The sequence below is a fragment of the Pedobacter nyackensis genome (genome assembly GCF_032678475.1).
Lineage (GTDB): Bacteria > Bacteroidota > Bacteroidia > Sphingobacteriales > Sphingobacteriaceae > Pedobacter > Pedobacter nyackensis_A.
In genome coordinates, this window is the sequence record NZ_JAVTSF010000003.1 from 594,478 (window position 1) to 615,853 (window position 21,376).

Sequence of the window (21,376 nt, forward strand, 5' to 3'; positions counted from 1 at the left end):
ATTTTAATGAAGGTAAAGTATGTTAGTCTTCGGTTTGTAAATTAACGTTAAACAAGCTGTCGAACATATCAGAGAAACCGTAACCACCTTCCATATATCTTTTGCTTAGTTGAGAATGCTCGGCTAAAGCATGTAAAATTAACTCCATCAACAGGAAGCTCTGGTGTTCCAGAAGGTCTTCATGAAAAGCGTTAGCCACTTCCTCAAGTCCATTAACTCTTCTCAGTTCTTTTTTGTATTGAACGGTGTTCATTTTATCAGAAATTTCAATGGAATTTCCTTCAGTAAACCATTCTAATACCTTTATATATGGATTAACGGATTTTCGTTTTTTCTCTCTTTCAGGATCTGGTAAATATCTGGTGAAAAGTGTTTTTATGGCTTTGCCGATGAGCATGTGTGCTACTTTAGCAGGGCCTTCCAGTTCTCCTTCGTAAACCAGTTCGATTTTTCCGGTTATGGCGGGTATAATACCACTAAGGTCTGCTATACGTACCTCTGCCTTGGTTTCTCTTGTCAGTAGTGCCCTCCGCTCAGCGGTGCTGATCAGATTTTCATAAGCGGAAATGGTAAGTCTTGCTGATACGCCAGATTTCTGATCTATAAATTCACTTTTCCGCGCTTCAAAACCTACTTGTTCAATAATGTCTCTTAAAAGCCCGTCAAGGTGTACTTTTTTACGTTGTTCAGGGTGAAGTTTCGCTTCCTGGGTGGTAATGTCCCTTGATATGTCTATGTTTTTTGGGTAATGGGTAAGTATCTGACTTTCAATTCTGTCTTTTAATGGAGTAACAATAGAACCCCGATTGGTATAATCTTCCGGGTTGGCTGTAAATACAAATTGAATATCTAGTGGCAGCCGTAGTTTAAAGCCCCTGATCTGGATGTCTTTTTCCTGTAATATGTTAAAAAGTGCTACCTGTATTCTTGCCTGTAGGTCGGGGAGTTCATTAATTACAAAAATGCTTCGATGTGCTCTTGGTATCAATCCGAAATGGATTACGCGTTCGTCGTTATAGTTGAGCTTTAAATTGGCTGCTTTTATCGGGTCAACGTCGCCAATCAGATCGGCTACAGTAACGTCAGGAGTAGCTAATTTTTCTGTATAGCGCTCAGATCGATGTTGCCAGCTAACAGGTGTATTGTCGCCGTGTATTGATATCTGGTGTTTGGCATACCAGGAAATGGGTGTAAGTGGATCGTCAAAAATCTCACTTCCTGTTACATAAGGAATATATTCATCAAGTAAATTAACCATCAGTCGGGCGATGCGGGTTTTAGCCTGTCCCCGTAAGCCGAGCAATAGAATATTATGACGAGATAAAATGGCCGTCTGCAATTCCGGTATTACTGTATCATTATAGCCTATTATCCCTTCAAAGCCCTTTGATCTGGTTCTAAGTTGCTTGACAAGGTTTTTACGGAGTTCATCTTTTACAGATAATGATTTATATCTTGAAGCTTTTAGTTCGCCGAGGGTTTTAATCTTATTGTGATCCATGTATGTAGTTTTATCCTTGATCTTTGCTGCTATGATGTATGTTACCTCACTGTTTTCCTTCTGTTTTTAATATAATCTTCAAATATATATTCACCTAAACCAGTTAAAGAGCTATAAAAAGCTCTACCACCATTAATTTGCGTAAAATCGCGCACAAATTGTTGTAAATATGGGTCTTGTGCAATCATAAAGGTAGTGATTGGAATCTTAAGTTTTTTACATTGGGCAGCCATATTTAAGGTTTTTCCAATCACCTTTCTATCCAGCCCCATGCTGTTCTTATAATAGCGACCGTTTTCTTTTAAACAAGTGGGTTTACCATCTGTAATCATGAAGATCTGTTTATTGTGTGTTTTACGCCTCCGTAAAATATCTGCTGCCAGTTCAAGGCCAGCAAGCGTATTGGTATGATAAGGTCCAACTTTTAAATAAGGTAAGTCTTTAATGGTAATCGGCCATGCATCGTTACCAAAAACGACAATGTCCAAAGTATCTTTAGGGTAGCGGGTACTGATCAGCTCAGCAAGGGCCATCGCTACCTTTTTGGCTGGCGTAATGCGGTCTTCACCGTATAGGATCATCGAGTGGGAAATGTCGATCATCAAAACAGTAGAGGTAAGGGTTTTAAAGTCTTTTTCTTCTACTTCCAAGTCGCGTTCGGTTAGGGTGAAATTACCAATTCCATGATTGATTTGCGCATTATGTATAGATGCAGTCATGTCTATCTGGTCAAGACTGTCGCCAAAAGCATATTCCCTTCGATCTGCATTTTTTTCTTCACCTACTCCTGATATATTGCTGTTGTGATTTCCCCTTCCTGCTTTTTTCAGCTTACCGAAAATCTCTTCAAGTGCAGATTTTCGTATGGTTTGTTCTGTTTTTGCAGTAATACTTATTTCGGCATTTGACGGATTTTCTTTGATGTACCCTTTGCTTTTCAGGTCATCAATAAAATTACCCATAGCATAATCATTGCTGGTAAGTTTATACTGCTTATCCAGTTCGTTCATCCACGCCAGTGCATCCCCTGCATCACCCGCTGTATAATTTAGCAGTTGAGCAAATAGTTTAAGTAATTCGTCAAAGCTTCCATTTTGCAATGGATTAGTCTTGATTTTAGAAAAGTGGTACCCTCTCATATACTCAGTATTAACGAATTAATGAAGGTAATGATTTGCGGTATCAGTAATGTTATATAGTTGTAAAAATACCCCCTGTTTTTATTTGGGTTCACCCTTTGCCAAGGCTCTTTCTGCGTTTTTTATAGCGAGGCGTTCTCTCCATTTTGCATATGGAGCTTTAAATGCCATCTTTAATACACTGTCTAACCCACCCTTAATAGCCAGGTTAAATACGCTTTGTGCTTTTCTGGTAATAGAAGCGTCCCATGCTCTAAGGCTCAATGAAAAGGAGCCATCCAGATATTTCATCCAGTGCCACATTCCTGTAGGCATAAAGAGGGTATCACCATGCTCCAGAAATACCTCATATCCTTCTACCCCTTTTAAGGCAGGGAATTTTTCGAAATCGGGATTGGCTACGTCATAGTCCTCCAAAGCATAGGTTGCGTTCGGGATGCAGTAAAGCCTTTTTTTCCATTTGTTGTCGAATAATATAATGTGTTTCCTGCCACCAAAATGAGTATGGAAAAGGTGGGGCAAATCTATGTCGTAATGTAAAAAGGTAACAGAGTTAGATCCTCCGAAGAACATTGCTGGCATACTTTCTATAAAGCCGCCCATTAAATCTTTGGGGATAACAATGTCATCAACCAGCCCTGGTACATGTTTAAACAGATTAAAAAAGAATATTCTGAGTTCTGTAGGTTTAGATTTGATCAGGTCCAGGTAATCACCGAACTTCATTTCTGCTACCGATGCATTGATCGGTTTAGAAGGGTCGGCTTTGGAGTTGTCCATCAGGCTTACTTTTAAGTCGCCACCTATTTCTTTCAGATAATCAGTTGTCCATTTTTCTCTTGCAGGCCAGCTTTTTGTTAACCCTTTAATGATCAGGGGACGGCCTGCATCAAGGTAGTTTTTTTTAAAATCAGCAGGGCTGATGCTCTCTACGGTATCTACCGGCTTTAAAATAAAGCTCATACTTAATTAATGATAAGATACCTGTGAATAGCTTAATGCCAATTACCGACCTTATTTATAACAAACTTAGATAAAAAAATACAATTTTATCAAGGCTTTTGTTTAGATAAAGCTCTGTTTGCTCGTTTAACAGCCAGTCGTTCTTTCCAGTTCATATATTTCTCTTTGAAATTGGCCTTCATGAAATCATCAAATTTTCGTTGGATGGTAAGGTTGTATAAGCTTTTTGCTTTTACTGACCATGATTTGTCCCAGGCACGGAGGCTAATAGAAAAAGAACCGTCCAGATATTTCATCCAATGCCAGTATCCGGTAGGCATAAACAAGGTATCTCCATGTTCCAGAAATGCTTCTACACCTTTAACTCCTTTTAATGCAGGGAACTTCTCGAAATCAGGTTGTTCCACATCATAATCTTCAAGGGCATAAGTTGCAAAAGGGATTTGGTACAAGCGTTCCTTCCATTTGTTCTCAAACAGGATAACATGTTTGCGGCCGTTAAAATGTGTATGAAAAATGTGGGCCAGATCTATGTCATAGTGTAAAAAGGTAACAGAACCTTTTCCACCAAAAAACATGTTGGGATAGCTATCTAAAAAGCCACCCATTAAATCTTTTGGTGCCCTATAGTCTTCCAGTAATTTTGGGGCCTGTTTTATGGGGTCGAACAGAAAAATGCGAAGATCCGTTGGCGTATTTTTAATCAGTTCTATGTAATCTTCAAACTTCATTTCGGCCGCAGCTGCGTTAATCGGTTTGGAAGGATCTGCTTTTGAACTGTCATAGAGCGGAACAGTCTGATCGCCAACTATAGTTTTCATATAATCAAGACTCCATTTTTCATAAGCAGGCCATGTCTTAGACATGTTTTTTATGATGAGGGGCTTACGGGGATTCAGATAATGCTTTTCAAAATCGGCTTTGCTGATGTCATTAACGATATCGATAGGAGTTAGGTTAAACTGCATATAAATAGAATGTTAAGATCAAGCAAAATTATATAAACAATAATTTTAATAATAATGTTAGCTGAAAAAATTAAAAATAACTGACAAATGAATTGAAAAAGTCAGTTGTTTGAGTCGCGGTCAGCTGTTACGACTTGCGTAGATGATGCGAATAATATGAAAGCGGCAGATCATGATCCATGACCTGCCACTTTCACACACATCTCTCTCGGTCTTATTTTAATTTGGCATTAATACCGTGTCAATTACATGAATTACTCCATTTTTCTGCATGACGTTGGCAATAGTAACTGTTGCTCTACCTCCTTTTTCATCTTTAAGCATAAGTTTCTTGCCTTCCATCCATGCCCATAATTTACCTCCACTTACAGTAGTTAGTTCTGCTTTCCCTTTCCCTTTTTTAATGGCTTTATCGATATCAGCGGCAGACCATTTGCCTGCAACCACGTGATAAGTTAATATTTTAGTTAAGGTAGCTTTGTTCTCAGGTTTTAGTAGGGTCGTAACAGTTCCGGCGGGCAATTTATCAAAGGCCTCATTTGTTGGTGCGAAAACAGTAAATGGCCCGGCCGATTTTAAGGTCTCCACCAATCCTGCAGCTTTTACTGCAGCAACAAGTGTGGTATGGTCTTTAGAGTTCACCGCATTATCTACGATATCTTTTGTAGCGTACATGGCAGCACCACCTACCATCGGATTTTTTTGAGCGTAGACTTGCGTTGTAAATGCCATAGCTACTAGGGCAATTGCAGAAAGAAATATCTTTTTCATAGTTTTTAAATTATATAAGCAGATACGTAGTAATTTTTACCACGGTTTTAATCCTTATCATATTTTTATGGTCATAACGTTATTATGAAATAAAATACATTGTATGAAAACATCGGTAAAGGTTGTCTATTCGTTTGTGGCAGTGCTTTTTATCTCCCTATTGTGCTCGGCCTTTCAGAAGGAAAAACCTATGCCGGTAAAAATTGCGTTTCCCTATAAACAAGCAGGGTTAAATGAGCGACAGGCTGCGGCACATCTTTTAAGCCGGTTTACTTATGGAGCGAGGCCTGAAGACATTGATGAGGTGATAAAAATAGGGCTTGAAAAGTGGTTTTTGCAGGAGCTCGATGGAAAGAAGGAAGACGAACGGCTCAAGAAGTCGCTAAAGGAATATGATGATATCGATCTCACTAATACAGAAGTAGAAAATAAATATCCACGCCCCGGGGAAGCGCTTCGTATGGCGGTTAAAGAAGGCGTAATTAATAAAGATTCTGTTAATAAGGGCGACGGAGTTGTTTATAAGCAGCAGCTAAAGGCTTATATGGATTCAAAAGGTTACAAGCCACAGCAAGAACTTTTTCGTCAGTTTTTTAACCAGAAAATTCTAAGGGCCACCTATACCACCAATCAATTACACGAGCTGCTCACCGATTTCTGGTTTAACCATTTTAACGTTTCGCTGACCAAAAACCAAAGTGCTTCTTTTATCCCTGCTTATGAAAGGGATGTGATCAGACCAAACGTTGCCGGGAAGTTTCAGACTTTGTTGCTGGCTACGGCCAAGTCGCCGGCAATGCTGATGTACCTGGATAATTTTTCAAGCAGTGGGACACCTGTTATTAATAATGAGGGGATGGGGATGCAGGAGGAAGGGAATAAAAGAATCAACGTAAGGACAACGCCAGGAGTAAAATCGTCAGTATTAAAAAAACTTCAGCAAAAAAAGAAACAGGGAGGTTTAAATGAAAACTATGCCCGTGAGGTAATGGAGTTACATACATTGGGGGTTGACGGTGGATATACACAAAATGACGTTACGCAGGCCGCACGGGTTTTAACGGGCTGGACAATTGCCCCTATGGGCGAGAGTGGATATGGATCAGGAGCGAAAAAGATGCTGGAAAAAATCGATGAGGATGCGCTCGAAAAACGCGGTTTTGTACGTGATGGCGACTTTCTATTCATTCCTGCAAGACATGATAATGGAGAAAAAACTATTTTGGGTAAAAATTTTCCGGCTAACAGAGGCTATGAAGAAGGGGTAGCGCTTTTAACCATGCTGGCACAACATCCTTCTACCGCGAAGTTTATTTCGAAAAAGATAGCTACACGGTTTGTAAATGACAATCCATCTTCGGTATTGGTAGATAAAATGGCTAAAACATTTACTAAAACTAATGGAGATATCAAACAGGTGATGATTACGATGACCTGTGCACCTGAGTTCTGGAGTAAAGAAGCGTTGCGGGAGAAAACAAAATCTCCATTTGAACTGGCCATTAGTGCAGTGCGAAGTTTGAATGCGGAGATTACGCAACCTTATCAATTGTATAATTGGGTCAATAAAATGGGGCAACGCATGTACTATTACCAGGCCCCAACCGGATTTCCTGATAGAGGTCAGTACTGGATCAACACAGGATCTTTATTAAACAGAATGAACTTTGGCCTTGCCCTGGCTACTCAACGTATTTCTGGGGTTAAAATCAACCTTGCTGCTTTAAACGATAATCATGAGCCGGAAAGTGCAGATGCTGCATTGCTGATATATTGCAAACTAATTATGCCTGAACGGGATGTTCAGGAAACGGTAAGAAGATTAAAACCTATGCTAAATGATCCTAATCTGATTGATAAAGTAGAAACAGCGGCGGTAGGCATGCAGACAATGGGCACACAAGATAAAGTCGAAGTTAAAACTGCAAACAAAGGTTTTGGGAAAAAGACAAATAAAATAGTCACTGCAGCTGGCAACAATACGATGCTGGCGCAGGTGGTGGGTGTCATCATTGGCTCACCAGAATTTCAACGTAAATAAAACTGAGCAACATGACTTCAAGAAGAGGATTTATAAAAGCAGGAGGGTTAGCTTTATTCGGTATTGGATTAGGCGGTATTCCTGGTTTTTTAGCAGAAGCTGTGGCCGGAACAAAAGCTCCGGGCCTGTTTAAAAGGAAAAAGATAATGGTGTGCATCTTTCAGCGTGGAGCTATGGATGGTTTAATGGCCGTGACACCGTTTACCGATAATTATTTGAAGGCTGCAAGACCCACACTGTTTATGACTGCCGCTAAAGGTGGTAAAACGACACCATTAATAGATTTGGATGGGCGGTTTGGATTGCACCCTTCGATGGCTGGCTTCGAGTCTATGTTCAGAGAAAAACGTATGGCTATTGTACACGGTATTGGCTCACCAAATACGACAAGGTCACATTTTGATGCACAGGATTTTATGGAGTCGGGAACGCCTTTTAGAAAGGGTACGGAAAGTGGTTGGTTAAATCGTGCAGTTGGACTCCTGGGACATGATGCCGCTACTCCATTTCAGGGTGTAAGTTTAACTTCGTCATTGCCCAGATCGTTTTATGGTGACAATCCGGCTGTGGCTATTAGTAACCTGAAAGATTTTAATATACAACTGAAAGGGAATGCTAAAGGGGCGAATATGGCTGCTAAAAGCTTCGAGGACTTATATGATGCCACTTCTTCGGGCTTGTTAAAAGATACCGGAAAGGAAAGCTTTGAGGCGATTAAAATGCTTCAAAATGTAGATTCAAAAAATTACAAGCCAGCAAATAATGCGTTGTACCCAAATACAGCATTGGGTAATTCCTTAAAGCAAATTGCCCAGTTAATCAAAATGGATGTAGGAATGGAAGTCGCATTTGCTGAATCCGGAGGTTGGGATACGCACTTTAACCAGGGAGCAGAAACTGGTATTTTTGCGAGAAATGTAAATGATCTTAGCAATAGTATCATGGCTTTTTGGGTCGATATGGGAACTTACCAGGACGATGTAACTGTGATGACTATGACTGAATTTGGACGTACGGTAAAGCAAAATGGGACCGGAGGAACGGATCATGGGCGTGCATCCTGCAATTTTATATTGGGCAATGGTGTAAATGGTGGACTTGTTCATGGACTTGTAAATCCGCTTGCTGTCGAAAATTTAGAAGACGGAAGGGATCTTGCGGTGACTACGGATTTTAGAAGTGTATTTAGCGAGGTGGCTGATAAACATTTAAACATTCACAACGACAAAGTGCTATTCCCCGATTGGGAGGGTAACAAAATTGGCGTAATGCGCTAAGGCGTTTTTTTGCTATTTTTTTTATCATTAATTTAGCTAAGTGAAAAGAGCCATTTTATCCTTGTTTACCATATTAGTTATCGCTTCCTGTAATCAGAAGAACACTAAAACTGAATCTGCCGTTGAGACTGTAAAAACCGATTCCAGTTGTTGTAATGCCAAGCTTCCTAAACGATTTGGAAGCATTGTAGGAACTGACTCTTTGGGTTCTGGTGATAAAAAGGAAAAGACATCCCGTGAAGGGATGAAATTTGTCCCTACGGGAACATTTATGATGGGAGCCGCGGATAATGAAGGCCGGCCTGACGAATACCCTGTTCATGAGGTGGCCCTCGAAGGATTTTGGATAGATGAAACAGAAGTTACCAATGCGCAGTTTGCCCGTTTTGTAAAAGCAACCGGTTATGTAACGCTGGCAGAACGGAAACCTGATTGGGAGGAATTGAAGAAACAATTGCCCCCTGGAACCGCCAAGCCTGCTGAAGAATTGTTGCAACCTGCATCTTTAACATTTAAAAAACCAACAAACCGGGTAAATATCAATGATGTATCTCAATGGTGGAACTGGACCGAAGGTGCCAGTTGGAAACATCCGCAGGGGCCTAAAAGTAACATCATAGGAAAAGATAATTATCCGGTTACGCAGGTATCATGGATAGATGCTGCGGCATATGCAAAATGGGCTGGAAAGCGCTTGCCTACCGAAGCTGAATGGGAGTATGCTGCCAGGGGTGGACTTCAAAGTAAGAAGTATCCATGGGGTGACGAAGATTTGGCTAAGGGTAAGATCAAGGCAAATACCTGGCAGGGAGAATTTCCTTATAACGATTTAAAAACAGATGGTTTTTCAAGTACTGCACCTGTAAAATCATTTGCCGCAAATGGGTATGGTCTGTACGATATGTCGGGTAATGTATGGGAGTGGACTGCCGACTGGTATACCTCTGATTATTATAAAACATTAAAGGGACAGCAAAAAAATCCTAAAGGTCCAGCCAAGAGCTACGATCCTGAAGAACCCGGGATTCCTAAAAGAATTATTAGGGGAGGCTCATTTATGTGCCATTCTTCTTATTGCAAAGGGTATAGGGTGAGTTCTAAAATGAAGTCTTCAGAAGATACAGGACTGGAAAATACTGGGTTCAGATGTGTTGCTGATTAAGAAAATTCTCCAGTCCTTGTTTGGTCCTATGGTAATTTACTAAAGTCAATTACAGGATGTGGCTTCCCTGATTTATCTTTTTTCAACTCCGTGTTTTTAGGTGTAAAGTCATTAAAAAAACCACAATTTCTTAAGTAGAAGGCTTTGCCTTTTGTGCCGCCGGCATAATCTTTTCGGTAATTAATACTGGCTGTTGCATCTACAGTAAAGGTGGCTCCGGTTATTTCATACCAACTGCCTTTGCTATCAATAGCCCATTGGTTTTGGTAATGTCCACTGCGTTCCTGATCGCCCATTGTTGGTGAAAAGTTTTCTAAAAAGGAATGTAAACCTTTTAAATATACTGCTGATTGTGGCCTTTCAAAACTGGCAACCAGCTGCCAGTCGCCTTTAGCCACATCTTTAAAATAAGCAGTATATGTTGTCGTCTTTTTCGTTGTATTAGGTTGTGCGCGAACCAGGAAAGCATAGGCTTTTCCGGCCACCCATGGATATTGCATATAGCTTTGTCCGCCAGAACCCTCATTACCGAATTCTCCGGTTTTAGTGATAGGCCCCTTTTTCAATAAAACAACTTTCATGCTGTCTGGTATCAATTTGGGATCATCAGTTGAAAATGGGCTCCATATAGAGAATAGAACTCTTCGTTCTGTTGCTGAATTTACTTGCATACCAAAATAGCCTCCGCTAAATCCATTAGCCATATAGTAAGTGCCCAGTTTATCCTGCCCAACAGGAACGGTGATTTCATTATAAAACCATTCTATATCTTTTGCTGGTATTTCATATTTTAGGTGTACCGATGGGCCTCTGTGTCCCCAATAAAAGTAGTTCCCTTCGTTATTTTTTACATATGCAGCACCTTTTTCAAGTGCTGGTCCGCTAACGATAAGGTCGGAGATATTGGCAAAAACAGGACCGGTTTTAGCAAGGCCTTTGAGATCTATTTTTACATATCCAGGTTTTTTAACATGGATGGATCCGATGCTTATAATTTCTGAATTTCGGTTATTCAGCTCTTTGGTAAAGGTTTTTCCCTCGGCCGTTAAGCTTATTTTAGCATTCCCTTCAGGAACACTTAATTTTAATGAAAGCTGGGCATCACCTGCTGTCTCCGTACGAAAATAAACAGTGATGATATCTGAGGGGGCAGACCAGTTGGTTAATCCGGAATTGTTAATTCTGGCAGTCGCATTCTTGCTTAACCAGCCGTTACCTCCAAGCGGTACTGTAATGGTTCCTGGCTCTTCTGCGGCAGGTACATTCGCAACGCAGATTGAACTGAATATAAGAAATAGGTTAAATAGGGTTAAAGTGGTTCTTTTCATGTTTCATTTCATTATGTATCCATGAAAATAGGAAATGGTAAGCAGAATTACCTGACAAAATTTAACACAACCGTTTGCGTAAAATTATTAACGGGTAACTTTTGCTGTTCTCATGTACTTGGAGAATTTGTTTGGGAAGAAACGTTTAAACAATACTCCCTTTACTTCTTTACCTCCAATGTATACTTCTTCCTTATTTTTTTTAATGGCTGTTATAATCTGTTGTGCGCATTCTGCGGGTAACATTCCGTTTTCCTGACCATCATCCATTGTGCCTTGGGGGGTACCATTGGCAGTCAAGGCATTTATAGAAACATTAGTTTTGATAAAGCCAGGGCAAACCATGGTGATCTGAATATTTTTATCAAATACTTCGGAACGTAAGGAATCAAAATAACCATGTAAAGCATGCTTTGATGCAGCATAGGCGGAACGGAACCTGGTGCCGAATTTACCGACCAAACTACTGATGCAAACAATCTTTCCTCCACCATGATTAATCATATTTGGCAATACAGCTTTACTAAGCGCTACTGTTCCCCAGAAATTTACGTTTATCAGGCGCTGTTCGGTTTCCAATGTGGTTTCTAAGGCAAGCGCCCGTTGACTCATGCCTCCACAATTGATCAGCATATCAATACGGCCATAAATACGGATGGCATCTTCAGCTTTACCCGGTAAGGCTGCGGTCTGTTCCAGATCCAGAGGAAGTACATGTATATTTACCGGACTTTTACAAGCACTTTTAACCCTATAAAGTTCATCTCTGTTGCGCGATGACAGGATGAGTTTTGCCCCTGCATTGCTATAAGCATATACCAACGCTTCACCAATACCGGAAGATGCACCGGTAATCCAAACAACTTTATTCTTCATGTTTATCATATTGATGGTTAAAGATGGTCATCCTGAATCAAAAACAATTCAGAAGCGATATAATCTGCAAATAATTTACCTTCCTGTGTCAGAATGAGGTGATCATTCTGGTTTGTTAGCCATTGTTTTTCTATAAATGGTTGAATGGCCTTTATGGTATCATTTAGAAACTGTTTGCCAAAATCTGTTGCAATTTTATTTAAATCAGTTCCCCACATGGTACGCAGAGAAGTCATGATGTATTCGTTAAACCTATCGTATTGATCAAGCTCTTCAATGGTTTCTGCGAGTTCGCCCTTTTCTAAGTGCAGCAGGTAATGTGCATTGTTGGCTATGTTTAAATAGCGTGTTTGTCCATCAAAACCATGTGCCGAAGGACCTATACCCAAATAAGGAATACCTCTCCAGTAATTGGTATTGTGTACAGCATACTTTCCGGGCTGACTAAAATTAGAGATCTCATACTGTTCAAATCCACCTGTTTTTAGTTTGTCTATTAACGTCATAAATTGTGCGGCACTTTGTTCATCATTAACGGGTGGCTGCTGTCCCTTTTTTATCGCACTGGCCAGGGCGGTTCTGGGTTCCACAGTCAATGAATATGCAGAAATGTGAGGCGTTTGAAATTCAATGGCTTTATTGATGTTACTCAGCCATTTGTTATCGGTTAATAATGGATAGCCATAGATAAGATCAATGCTAAGGTTCTCAAAGCCGGCGTCCTGACTGCGCATAATACAATCCTCTGCTTCCTTGGCATTATGTGCACGGTTCATCCAGACGAGGTCTTCTTCAAAAAACGATTGTATGCCTATGCTGAACCTGTTTACCGGAAGTTGTCGTAGTTCTGCGATCTTCTTTGCATCCAGATCGTCTGGGTTGGCTTCAATGGTAATTTCAGCGTTAGATGAAATGGAGAAATGCTGCGTTAAGGTATTGAAAATCTTTTCGAAATTTTTTGACGGTAAGACGGAGGGGGTTCCGCCCCCAAAGTAAATACTGCCCACTTGATCTGTAATCCTGTTTTTCTTAAGTATGATTTCCTTGCAAATGGCATCAGTCATTTCATCCACATACTTTAAGGATGTGCTGAAATGAAAATCGCAATAGGTACAGGCTTTTTTACAAAAAGGGATATGGATATAAATTCCGGACATAAAGACAAAAGTAAGGGATATTAACTGTATTTTTCATTTAAAAGCTTATAGCTGTTATATGAAAAATGTAGTTCTTAGAACATTGTTCAGCGCTTTTCCTAAGCAGTTGACAAAGAAAAAGATAAATCAAATAGATAGCAAAGCTGCTTAATTTCATTTTCTCCTAAAAGAATTACTATATTTAGCGCTAAAATTAGCGCGTCGAATAAAAGTAATTATGTTGACTACTCATGTTTTTGATGAAACCAAGCTAGTAAAACGTCTTCGTAACGGTAATATTGAAGCATTCAATGCCATTTATTGGGAGTACCATGAACCAATATATAGGAATATTCTTCGGATAATTAAAAATGAGGAAACAGCCGCAGATATACTTCAAGATGTATTTGTAAAGTTTTGGGAGAAGCGGGAAAGTTTGGTCCCTGAGAAATCTTTAGGTGGATTGCTTTTTGTGATTAGTTATAACCTCGCAATTAATCATACTAAACGTGTTATGACTGATTTCTTAGTCAAAGGTGAAATATCATTGGTTAATGATGAAGGAAATGATGAATTTATGATAGTGGAGGCACAGCATGAGCTATTGGAAAGAGCAGTTGCCGAACTTACAATTCAAAGAAGGTTGGTATTTACAGGATGTAAACTGGAAGGTAAAAGTTATCAGAAAGTAGCAGAGGAATTAGGTATTTCCAAACATACCGTCAAAGAACATCTTTCTGTTGCCTCAAAAATGGTGAAGGAGTATGTATTAGCGCATTCAGACTCCGTGATGGCCGCATGGATAGTCCTATTTCTGGATAACTTCTAAGAAGAATAAGAATACCATCTTATTTTTTTAAATAAAAACATTACTGATACCCCCCCGAATTTCATAATTGATTGTATTTAGTATAAAATCGTTGTGGAGAACAATAAAGCAAGTATTCGAAATTTACTTCAGCAAGAGCGATGGACGGAAGAAAATGCTCATTTGATGGCTGAATACCTTGTGCAATCCGACCAATCGGATTTGCAAGAGGTAGCCAGAGAGCTGTTTGACTTAGATCAGCAGGATAAAGATAAATCGAATGAAAGGGTTGATGAGGAGCTTTTCAGACAGGTTCTAAAAGATATTCATCAACGCATCAACAAGCCTAAGAAGTTGCCTTGGTTACCTTATGCTGCAGCTGTATTGGTAATTACTTTTGCAGCCACATGGTTTTTAATGAGTAATTATGGTACTTCCCCTACGATTAGAAGTGCTAGCACAATTGTTGTCCCAGGAGGAAATAAGGCAACTCTTACTTTAGCTGATGGAAGAAGTATTAGTTTGAGCGATGAGAAAAGTGGGATAATTATCGATAGTGATGTTATCAAGTATAATGATGGAACGGGTATCTCTACTAATGATGAGAAAAGAGAAGTTCATTCCTCAACTCAAACTCAATTATCCCTTAAAACTCCGAATGGGGGCCAATATCAAATTACTTTACCTGATGGGACTAAAGTGTGGCTTAATGCTGCCAGTACTTTGCGATATCCAGATAAGTTTGGTAGTAAAGAACGTATAGTAGAGCTTGAAGGAGAGGCTTATTTTGATGTTTCTCATGTGTTTGATAGGAGCAATAAAAAGATTCCATTTAAGGTAAAGGCAAAAGATCAGCTTGTCGAGGTCTTAGGAACACAGTTTAATATAACAGCCTACACTGATGAGTCGACTATTAGCACAACCTTAGTCAAAGGACGGGTAAGGGTAGCTTCTTCAGCAGCCCCAAGTATAGCCCTTCTGCCAGGTGAGCAAGCTTATTTTGAGAATGGTCTTATGAGCAAGCGTACAGTTGATGTCCGGAACTATGTTAGCTGGAAAGATGGAATCATTATACTAGATCAGTCTGATGTGAATACTGTTATTCGACAGGTGGAGCGTTGGTATGATGTGAAATTTGATGCCATAGAATTATCAAAGTCTACAAAACTAAATGGTATCCTTCATCGTAATGCTCAGCTAGCTGGGATATTGGAGGTTTTATCAATTAATACAGGTAAAAAGTTTGAAATTAATGGAAGGAGAATCATGATAAAATAATTTATACATAAAATTTGCGAAGCAAAAAAACCGGATCCGACAGCCATCGGATCACGGCAATGTGCTAGGCAACCAAATACCGTTTTAAAGCAATTAAATTTAACCTAACCGTACGAATTTAGACAAAATTGACAACAATTTAAAGATCAATTTTGTGTAACTGCTTCCTGCAGATAAGTTCGTATTGTGCAAACAATTAAACCGATGAATTTAACCATTCATGCCTACGGCGCTATCCAGAAAAAACAATGGATACCAGTCCTATGCAGTAGAGAATTATTGAAATTTTTGATTATTATGAAGCTAATGCTTATACTGATCCTTTCTTTTAGCTTAACCGCATCAGCAGATGTTTTAGGACAGAAAGTTAATATTAAAGCCAAGAACCTGGCTTTAGCGTCAGTAATGAAAGAATTAGGCTTGCAAAGTGGCTATTCCTTTATTTATGACAATCAATATCTGATCAATGCAAAACCGATTACAATAGATATTAAAAATCAAGAGATTACAACGGTTTTGTCATTGATATTTAATGACCAGCCTTTTGACTATACTGTAAAAAATAATGTAGTCACTTTGATCCCAAAAATAAATTCAAAAAATAGGCTGTCGACAACTAAAAATTCACTTGAAAGTGTGATTAAAGAGGATGTTTTAGTGAGGGGTAAAGTTGTAGATGAATTGGGTAAACCATTACCTGGCGCGTCTGTTAAAGTAAAAGGCAAGCAATTAGGAGCAGTAACGAATAGAGATGGAGACTTTGCACTAATGGGTGTACCAGAAGATGGTACATTGGTGATAACTTATATTGGGTATCAGCATTATGAGATTAAAGTTTCTCGCATCCCAAATCCTGCTGTGTTTGCTTTAATACCAGTTACGAGTAGTTTAGATGAGACGATTATCCAGGCTTATGGTACCACTTCCAGGCGTTTAAATACAGGTAATATTGCTAAGATTAGTGCTGCTGATATTGAAAAACAGCCAGTTACGAATCCTTTAGCTGCCTTACAAGGAAGAGTCCCTGGTATGTTGGTAACGCAGACTACTGGTTTGCCTGGTGGAGCATTTAATATTCAAATTAGAGGTAGAACAGCTATTGATAAAAGCATCACCAGTGACGAGCCTTTGTTTGTGATTGATGGAGTTCCTTATGGTGCAGGAAATGAGAGTTTGTATAACAATATCGGTATTGCTGGATCTACCCAGCTTTTAGGTGCTGTACAAGCCGGAATCAGTCCTTTTAATGGGATTAATCCACAGGATATAGCCAGTATCGAAGTGTTAAAAGATGCTGATGCTACAGCAATTTATGGATCTCGCGGTGCTAATGGTGTAATATTAATTACTACTAAAAAGGGAAGTGAGGGTAAATTGTCTATTACCTTGAATACAAATCACAGCGTTTCTGCTGTAGGGAATCCAGTGAAGATGATGAATACACAGCAATACGTGGCTGCGCGTAAAAAGGCATTTGAAAATGACGGGATTACAATGACAGATGCTAACGCTTATGATATTAGAAAATGGGATACCACTCGTTATTATAATTATGCTAAAATGTTAGCTGGCGGTATGGCAAGAAATCACAACACACAATTGTCATTGAATGGAGGTTCGAAATTAACAAAGTTCTCGCTAAGAGCTGGACACAACTGGAGCAATACAGTACTTTCTAAAGACACACATGATAAACGTGTAAACGTAGGTTTCAATGTTTCTCAATCAAGTCAGGATGAAAAGCTCCTTGTTAATTTCTCAGGGAACTATGCGGAGACATCAAGTAATCTGACTAGTGCGGATCTTTCAGAGTTTAATAATTTACCGCCACATTTAAGACTTTATAATGATGATGGATCACTTTCATGGGCAGAAGCGGGTTATAGTTTTAACAACCCCTTAGGGGCTTATAATAAAAGGACAACTTCCAATGGAAGTATCCTGTATGCGAATGTGCAGCCGATTTATAAAATAAGTGATGAATTCAAAATATCAGCTAATGCGGGTTATAACATCACGACTAATAATCAGCGATTGGTTTCTCCTTCAACTGCAGCAAGGCCAGGTGGGTTAAATACCAGGGCAGTTAATTTGGGTACAACAGAAAATAGAAGCTGGACAGTAGAGCCTCAGTTGGAATACAATAAAGAAATATTTGGTGGACGTTTTACTGGATTAGTTGGTGGAACATTACAAAGTACTGAAGGTCGGTATCAACGTATCAATGCATTCAATTTTCCTAGCGATGAATCTATGAAAACCATTAACAATGCGCCAAACTCAAGTAGTACTGAAGGTAATTCGCAATATCGTTATGCTGCTTTTTTTGGAAGACTGAATTACAACTACAACAATACTTATCTGGTAAATTTAACAGGACGTAGGGATGGATCAAGTCGATTTGGACCTGGTAAGCAATTCGCAAATTTCGGAGCTATTGGAGCGGCATGGATTTTCACCAATGAAAAATTCATGAAAGATACTGATTCCTGGTTGAGTTTTGGTAAGTTAAGAACTAGTTTCGGATCAACAGGTAACGATAAAATTAGTGATTATCAATATTTGGATACTTGGGGCAACCAGTCTTTTGTGAAGCCTGAATGGGGTACATCTTTCCTTTATCCTACTAAACTATATAACCCAGACTACCATTGGGAGTCGACATTGAAGACTGAATACGCTCTGGATTTAGGTTTTCTAAAGGATCGGATTATGTTCTCTTCGGTTTACTTTAGAAATAAAAGTTCCAATCAATTGGTGCAATACAAGTTAGCCAAAATAACAGGGTTCTCTAGCGTAATTGCCAATTTACCAGCTACAGTGATCAATTCAGGCTTTGAATTCTCTCTTGGCACTCGTAATATAGAGAAGAGTGATTTTTCATGGAGTACGGATATTAATATTAGTATCCCGAAAAATAAGCTGGCTTCTTTCCCTGGTTTGGCGAACTCATCTTATTATTCTAAGTATGTAGTTGGACAGCCACTAAACGTGATTTATGCGGTAAAATCTTTAGGTGTTAATCCTGATAATGGACTTTACACTTTCGAAGATAGAAATGACGATGGAAGTTATGATGAGGATGATTTTCAGGTTCTTGGACATACTGATCCGAAATACTATGGAGGTATTCAGAATAGTTTCCGATATAAAAACTTCAATCTAGATTTCTTTGTCTTATTCCGTAAAACAACAGGGCAGAATTATAAACGTTACTATCGCTATAACAGCAGTAGTAATTTTACTAATCTTCCTATAATTAAAGAAAAAATATGGGAAAAACCTGGAGATATAGCAGATCTTGGTCGTTTATCTACCAACCTTACAAGTGACTTGTATACTTATGTTGCAAAGTCAAATGGTATTTATTCTGATGCTTCCTATATCAGCTTGAACAACGTTTCTCTTTCCTATAATTTACCAAAAACATTAATGAATAAATGGAAGGTCTCTAATTGTAGGGTGTATGTATTGGCTCAAAACTTATTGACCATCACAGCTTATGAAGTAGGAGATCCTCAAACACAAAATTATCTGTCTACACCGCCTCTTCAAACGGTAAGTGCAGGTCTTCAAGTAACATTTTAAAGAAATTGATATGAAGAAATTATTTTATATGGTTGCTTTAAGCAGCCTTACTTTACTTAGTTGTAGTAAATTTCTGGAAATTGATCTTCCAAATGATAAACAGACTTCAGAAAGTGTATTTAGCTCAAATGAAACTGCACAAGCTGCAACTGTAGGTATTTATGCAAGGTCGATGAGATTTGGGAATTCTTATTTTAATGGGATTACCACGATCTCAACTGGCTTACTTGCTGGCGAAATTTTACCTAAAAATCTAGTTGCCGATAATATGACACCATATTTATATAACGATATGCGGTCGGATCTTTCTAATGTCAGTCTGTTATGGGCAGCTCCTTATGAGATCATTTATCACTGTAATCTGGTAATTGAAAAATTGGTGCAGTCTGATGCTGTTTCAGCTGATCTGAAACAAAGATTGATTGCAGAGGCTAAGTTTTTTAGGGCACTACACTATTTTTATCTGATCAATGTCTATGGAGAAGTACCATTGGCACTTACTTCAGACTATCAGACTAATGCAATTCTGCCAAAAAGTAAGGCCTCGGAGGTGTATGCAGCAATCATTAATGATTTAGAGCAAGCTGAGCAGAACCTATCTGATGACTATTATTCTGCTGAACGTATACGAGCCAATAAATGGGCTGCAAAGGCTTTACTTGCTCGTGTACATCTATATTTAGAAAATTGGACAGAAGCAGAACGTTATGCACGTGAAGTAATTGGACATACGAGTCAATATAAATTAGCTGCTAATGCAAATGATGCGTTTTTAAATAGTAATAACGAAGCTATTTTCCAATTGTCTACCGCAAATAATAACACAGTAAATTGCTATGATGGTAGCATCTTTTTATACGTGAATAATACCAAGAATCCGGACTATTATATTCGTGAGGGATTATTGGATGTATTGACACTAGATCCTAAAGATGAACGTAAAAATTGGGCTCTGGCACAAACAGCTACGGATGGTACCACTTATCATTTATTAAACAAATATAAAGTAAGAGCTGGAGTGGCTAATGCTAAGAAAATTGAACATTTAACTTTATTAAGATTAGGTGAGCAATATCTGATTTTGGCGGAGGCACTTGCGCATCAATCAGGAAAACTAATTGAAGCAGTTGAAAATATCGACATCATTCGTGTTCGCGCTAAGGTCGATCCTTTGAAAGCTCCTGGAGTAACTTATACTCAAGATCAGGTATTGGACATGGTAATGGACGAACGTCAGAAGGAACTGTGTTTTGAATTGGGGCACCGTTGGTTTGATTTAAACCGTACAGGTAGAGCCGCGGCTTATTTTGCCACTTTTCCAGAAAAGAACTGGCAACCTACAGACCGTTTTTTCCCAATCCCTGCCGAGGAAGTATTGGACAATCCATTCCTGAAACAAAATCCAGGTTATCAATAAAACATATAAATCTTATTAATCTCTCCCAAAGTTTCTTCGAGTGTGGTTTTTTAAAATACACACTCGAAGCCTATGGAGGCTTTGTTTTGAAAATACATAGCCCTGTATGACTGCGTTTATATGCAGGACTTTTGATACAATTCTATTTAGACAAAATGAAACCTATTAATAAATAAAATGAGTACAGCAATTATCTCTGTGGAGAATCTCTCACATAAATACAACAGTTCCTGGGCGATTCGTGACATCAGTTTTGAAATCAACAAAACTGGAATTCTAGGCCTGTTGGGTTCTAATGGAGCAGGTAAATCTACTACAATGAATATCATGTGTGGCGTCTTGAATCAGACTGAGGGTAATGTTATTATCAATGGTATTGATTTGAAAAAAGATCCCGAAGCGGCAAAAAAGGAAATTGGTTTTTTACCTCAACAAGCCCCACTATATAAAGATCTGACAGTTGATGAATACCTGATTCATTGTGCTTATTTAAGACAAATCGAAAGATCGAAGATTAAGTCTGCGGTTGAGACTGCAAAAGAACGTTGTGGTCTGACTCATTTCAGTAAACGTCTCATTAAAAATCTTTCTGGTGGTTACCAGCAACGCGTAGGTATTGCACAGGCCATTATTCATACCCCTAAGTTGGTGGTGTTGGATGAGCCAACTAATGGTTTAGATCCGAACCAGATTATTGAAGTACGGGCCTTAATAAAAGAAATCGCTGAAGAACGTACTGTTGTTTTTTCTACTCATATCCTTTCAGAAGTACAAGTTCTCTGTAAGGATATCCATATGATTGAACAAGGTAAAGTAGTTTTTGCTGATACTATGGATGCATTTAATAATTACATCGCTCCACATAGTTTACGTGTAGAAATGGATCGCCCACCTGGTCAAGAAGAATTCATGAGAATTGAAGGCGTTACGAATGTAGAATTTCTAACAGAACGCAGCATGAAAATTTACTTCGATGGCGATCGGGATATCACTGATAGAATCATTAAAGCGAGTGTGCAAAAGGATTGGTCCCTTAGAGAGATTTATATGGACAAAGGTTCATTAGATGAAATTTTTGCTCAATTATCTAATCATACCAAAGTAAATTAATTATAAAGCTGAT

The 21,376-nt window shown here is 38.9% G+C and carries 16 protein-coding genes; 8 read left to right on the forward strand and 8 right to left on the reverse strand.

Annotation, left to right across the window (positions count from 1 at the left end):
- Positions 1–22: 22 nt before the first annotated feature.
- The 5 genes from R2Q84_RS13545 to R2Q84_RS13565 all read right to left on the reverse strand — a co-directional run bounded on the left by R2Q84_RS13545 (position 23) and on the right by R2Q84_RS13565 (position 5,342).
- A complete protein-coding gene (locus R2Q84_RS13545) occupies positions 23–1,501 on the reverse strand; it encodes a sigma 54-interacting transcriptional regulator (protein ID WP_316817088.1) in 1,479 nt (492 codons plus the stop codon).
- A 41-nt stretch (positions 1,502–1,542) separates the two neighbouring features.
- Complete coding sequence (locus R2Q84_RS13550; RefSeq protein ID WP_316817089.1) at positions 1,543–2,640, reverse strand: vWA domain-containing protein; 1,098 nt, start codon at positions 2,638–2,640, stop codon at positions 1,543–1,545.
- A gap of 81 nt (positions 2,641–2,721) precedes the next feature.
- Positions 2,722–3,603, reverse strand: a complete 882-nt coding sequence (locus tag R2Q84_RS13555) for a cupin-like domain-containing protein (RefSeq protein ID WP_316817090.1) — start codon at positions 3,601–3,603, stop codon at positions 2,722–2,724.
- An 89-nt stretch (positions 3,604–3,692) separates the two neighbouring features.
- Positions 3,693–4,571 (reverse strand): cupin-like domain-containing protein, encoded by an 879-nt coding sequence (locus tag R2Q84_RS13560; protein ID WP_316817091.1) that lies wholly within the window; start codon positions 4,569–4,571, stop codon positions 3,693–3,695.
- Between the two features lie 219 nt (positions 4,572–4,790).
- Positions 4,791–5,342 carry a fasciclin domain-containing protein gene (locus R2Q84_RS13565; RefSeq protein WP_316817092.1) on the reverse strand — a complete coding sequence of 184 codons (552 nt, stop codon included), beginning with the start codon at positions 5,340–5,342 and terminating at the stop codon, positions 4,791–4,793.
- A 103-nt stretch (positions 5,343–5,445) separates the two neighbouring features.
- On the opposite strand from R2Q84_RS13565, the gene R2Q84_RS13570 reads away from it, so the two are divergent.
- Genes R2Q84_RS13570 through R2Q84_RS13580 form a run of 3 tightly spaced genes read left to right on the forward strand, consistent with a single transcriptional unit; the run spans position 5,446 to position 9,822 of the window.
- Positions 5,446–7,383: a DUF1800 domain-containing protein gene (locus R2Q84_RS13570; protein WP_316817093.1), complete on the forward strand. Its 1,938-nt coding sequence runs from the start codon at positions 5,446–5,448 to the stop codon at positions 7,381–7,383.
- Positions 7,384–7,394: 11 nt separating this feature from the next.
- Positions 7,395–8,660 (forward strand): DUF1501 domain-containing protein, encoded by a 1,266-nt coding sequence (locus tag R2Q84_RS13575; protein ID WP_316817094.1) that lies wholly within the window; start codon positions 7,395–7,397, stop codon positions 8,658–8,660.
- A gap of 40 nt (positions 8,661–8,700) precedes the next feature.
- Positions 8,701–9,822 carry a formylglycine-generating enzyme family protein gene (locus tag R2Q84_RS13580; RefSeq protein ID WP_316817095.1) on the forward strand — a complete coding sequence of 374 codons (1,122 nt, stop codon included), beginning with the start codon at positions 8,701–8,703 and terminating at the stop codon, positions 9,820–9,822.
- A gap of 26 nt (positions 9,823–9,848) precedes the next feature.
- Here R2Q84_RS13580 and R2Q84_RS13585 read toward each other — a convergent pair whose 3' ends face one another.
- The 3 genes from R2Q84_RS13585 to hemW form a co-directional block, all read right to left on the reverse strand.
- Positions 9,849–11,150, reverse strand: a complete 1,302-nt coding sequence (locus R2Q84_RS13585) for a DUF3472 domain-containing protein (RefSeq protein WP_316817096.1) — start codon at positions 11,148–11,150, stop codon at positions 9,849–9,851.
- Positions 11,151–11,237: 87 nt separating this feature from the next.
- Positions 11,238–12,026, reverse strand: coding sequence for an SDR family oxidoreductase (locus R2Q84_RS13590; RefSeq protein WP_316817097.1), 789 nt, complete (start codon positions 12,024–12,026; stop codon positions 11,238–11,240).
- A gap of 17 nt (positions 12,027–12,043) precedes the next feature.
- Positions 12,044–13,183 carry a radical SAM family heme chaperone HemW gene (gene hemW, locus R2Q84_RS13595; RefSeq protein WP_316817098.1) on the reverse strand — a complete coding sequence of 380 codons (1,140 nt, stop codon included), beginning with the start codon at positions 13,181–13,183 and terminating at the stop codon, positions 12,044–12,046.
- Between the two features lie 217 nt (positions 13,184–13,400).
- Here hemW and R2Q84_RS13600 point away from each other — a divergent pair, with 217 nt between their 5' ends.
- The 5 genes from R2Q84_RS13600 (at position 13,401) to R2Q84_RS13620 (ending at position 21,363) form a co-directional block, all read left to right on the forward strand.
- On the forward strand, positions 13,401–13,991 hold the full coding sequence (locus R2Q84_RS13600) for an RNA polymerase sigma factor (protein WP_316817099.1): 591 nt from the start codon (positions 13,401–13,403) through the stop codon (positions 13,989–13,991).
- A gap of 93 nt (positions 13,992–14,084) precedes the next feature.
- On the forward strand, positions 14,085–15,248 hold the full coding sequence (locus R2Q84_RS13605) for a FecR family protein (protein WP_316817100.1): 1,164 nt from the start codon (positions 14,085–14,087) through the stop codon (positions 15,246–15,248).
- 204 nt (positions 15,249–15,452) lie between these two features.
- The gene (locus tag R2Q84_RS13610) at positions 15,453–18,836 is read left to right on the forward strand and encodes a SusC/RagA family TonB-linked outer membrane protein (RefSeq protein WP_316817101.1); all 3,384 of its coding nucleotides are present in this window, start codon (positions 15,453–15,455) and stop codon (positions 18,834–18,836) included.
- A 10-nt stretch (positions 18,837–18,846) separates the two neighbouring features.
- Positions 18,847–20,253: a RagB/SusD family nutrient uptake outer membrane protein gene (locus R2Q84_RS13615; RefSeq protein WP_316817102.1), complete on the forward strand. Its 1,407-nt coding sequence runs from the start codon at positions 18,847–18,849 to the stop codon at positions 20,251–20,253.
- A gap of 177 nt (positions 20,254–20,430) precedes the next feature.
- Complete coding sequence (locus tag R2Q84_RS13620) at positions 20,431–21,363, forward strand: ABC transporter ATP-binding protein (RefSeq protein WP_316817103.1); 933 nt, start codon at positions 20,431–20,433, stop codon at positions 21,361–21,363.
- Positions 21,364–21,376: the final 13 nt, after the last annotated feature.

Bases quoted from the DNA above. Each gene is read 5' to 3' on its own strand.
- R2Q84_RS13620 (WP_316817103.1), top strand. From the start codon at position 20,431: ATGAGTACAGCAATTATCTCTGTGGAGAATCTCTCACATAAATACAAC.
- R2Q84_RS13550 (WP_316817089.1), bottom strand. From the start codon at position 2,640: ATGAGAGGGTACCACTTTTCTAAAATCAAGACTAATCCATTGCAAAAT.
- R2Q84_RS13585 (WP_316817096.1), bottom strand. From the start codon at position 11,150: ATGAAAAGAACCACTTTAACCCTATTTAACCTATTTCTTATATTCAGT.
- R2Q84_RS13545 (WP_316817088.1), bottom strand. From the start codon at position 1,501: ATGGATCACAATAAGATTAAAACCCTCGGCGAACTAAAAGCTTCAAGA.
- R2Q84_RS13555 (WP_316817090.1), bottom strand. From the start codon at position 3,603: ATGAGCTTTATTTTAAAGCCGGTAGATACCGTAGAGAGCATCAGCCCT.
- R2Q84_RS13560 (WP_316817091.1), bottom strand. From the start codon at position 4,571: ATGCAGTTTAACCTAACTCCTATCGATATCGTTAATGACATCAGCAAA.
- R2Q84_RS13615 (WP_316817102.1), top strand. From the start codon at position 18,847: ATGAAGAAATTATTTTATATGGTTGCTTTAAGCAGCCTTACTTTACTT.
- R2Q84_RS13590 (WP_316817097.1), bottom strand. From the start codon at position 12,026: ATGAAGAATAAAGTTGTTTGGATTACCGGTGCATCTTCCGGTATTGGT.
- R2Q84_RS13565 (WP_316817092.1), bottom strand. From the start codon at position 5,342: ATGAAAAAGATATTTCTTTCTGCAATTGCCCTAGTAGCTATGGCATTT.
- R2Q84_RS13600 (WP_316817099.1), top strand. From the start codon at position 13,401: ATGTTGACTACTCATGTTTTTGATGAAACCAAGCTAGTAAAACGTCTT.
- R2Q84_RS13610 (WP_316817101.1), top strand. From the start codon at position 15,453: ATGAATTTAACCATTCATGCCTACGGCGCTATCCAGAAAAAACAATGG.
- R2Q84_RS13575 (WP_316817094.1), top strand. From the start codon at position 7,395: ATGACTTCAAGAAGAGGATTTATAAAAGCAGGAGGGTTAGCTTTATTC.
- hemW (WP_316817098.1), bottom strand. From the start codon at position 13,183: ATGTCCGGAATTTATATCCATATCCCTTTTTGTAAAAAAGCCTGTACC.
- R2Q84_RS13570 (WP_316817093.1), top strand. From the start codon at position 5,446: ATGAAAACATCGGTAAAGGTTGTCTATTCGTTTGTGGCAGTGCTTTTT.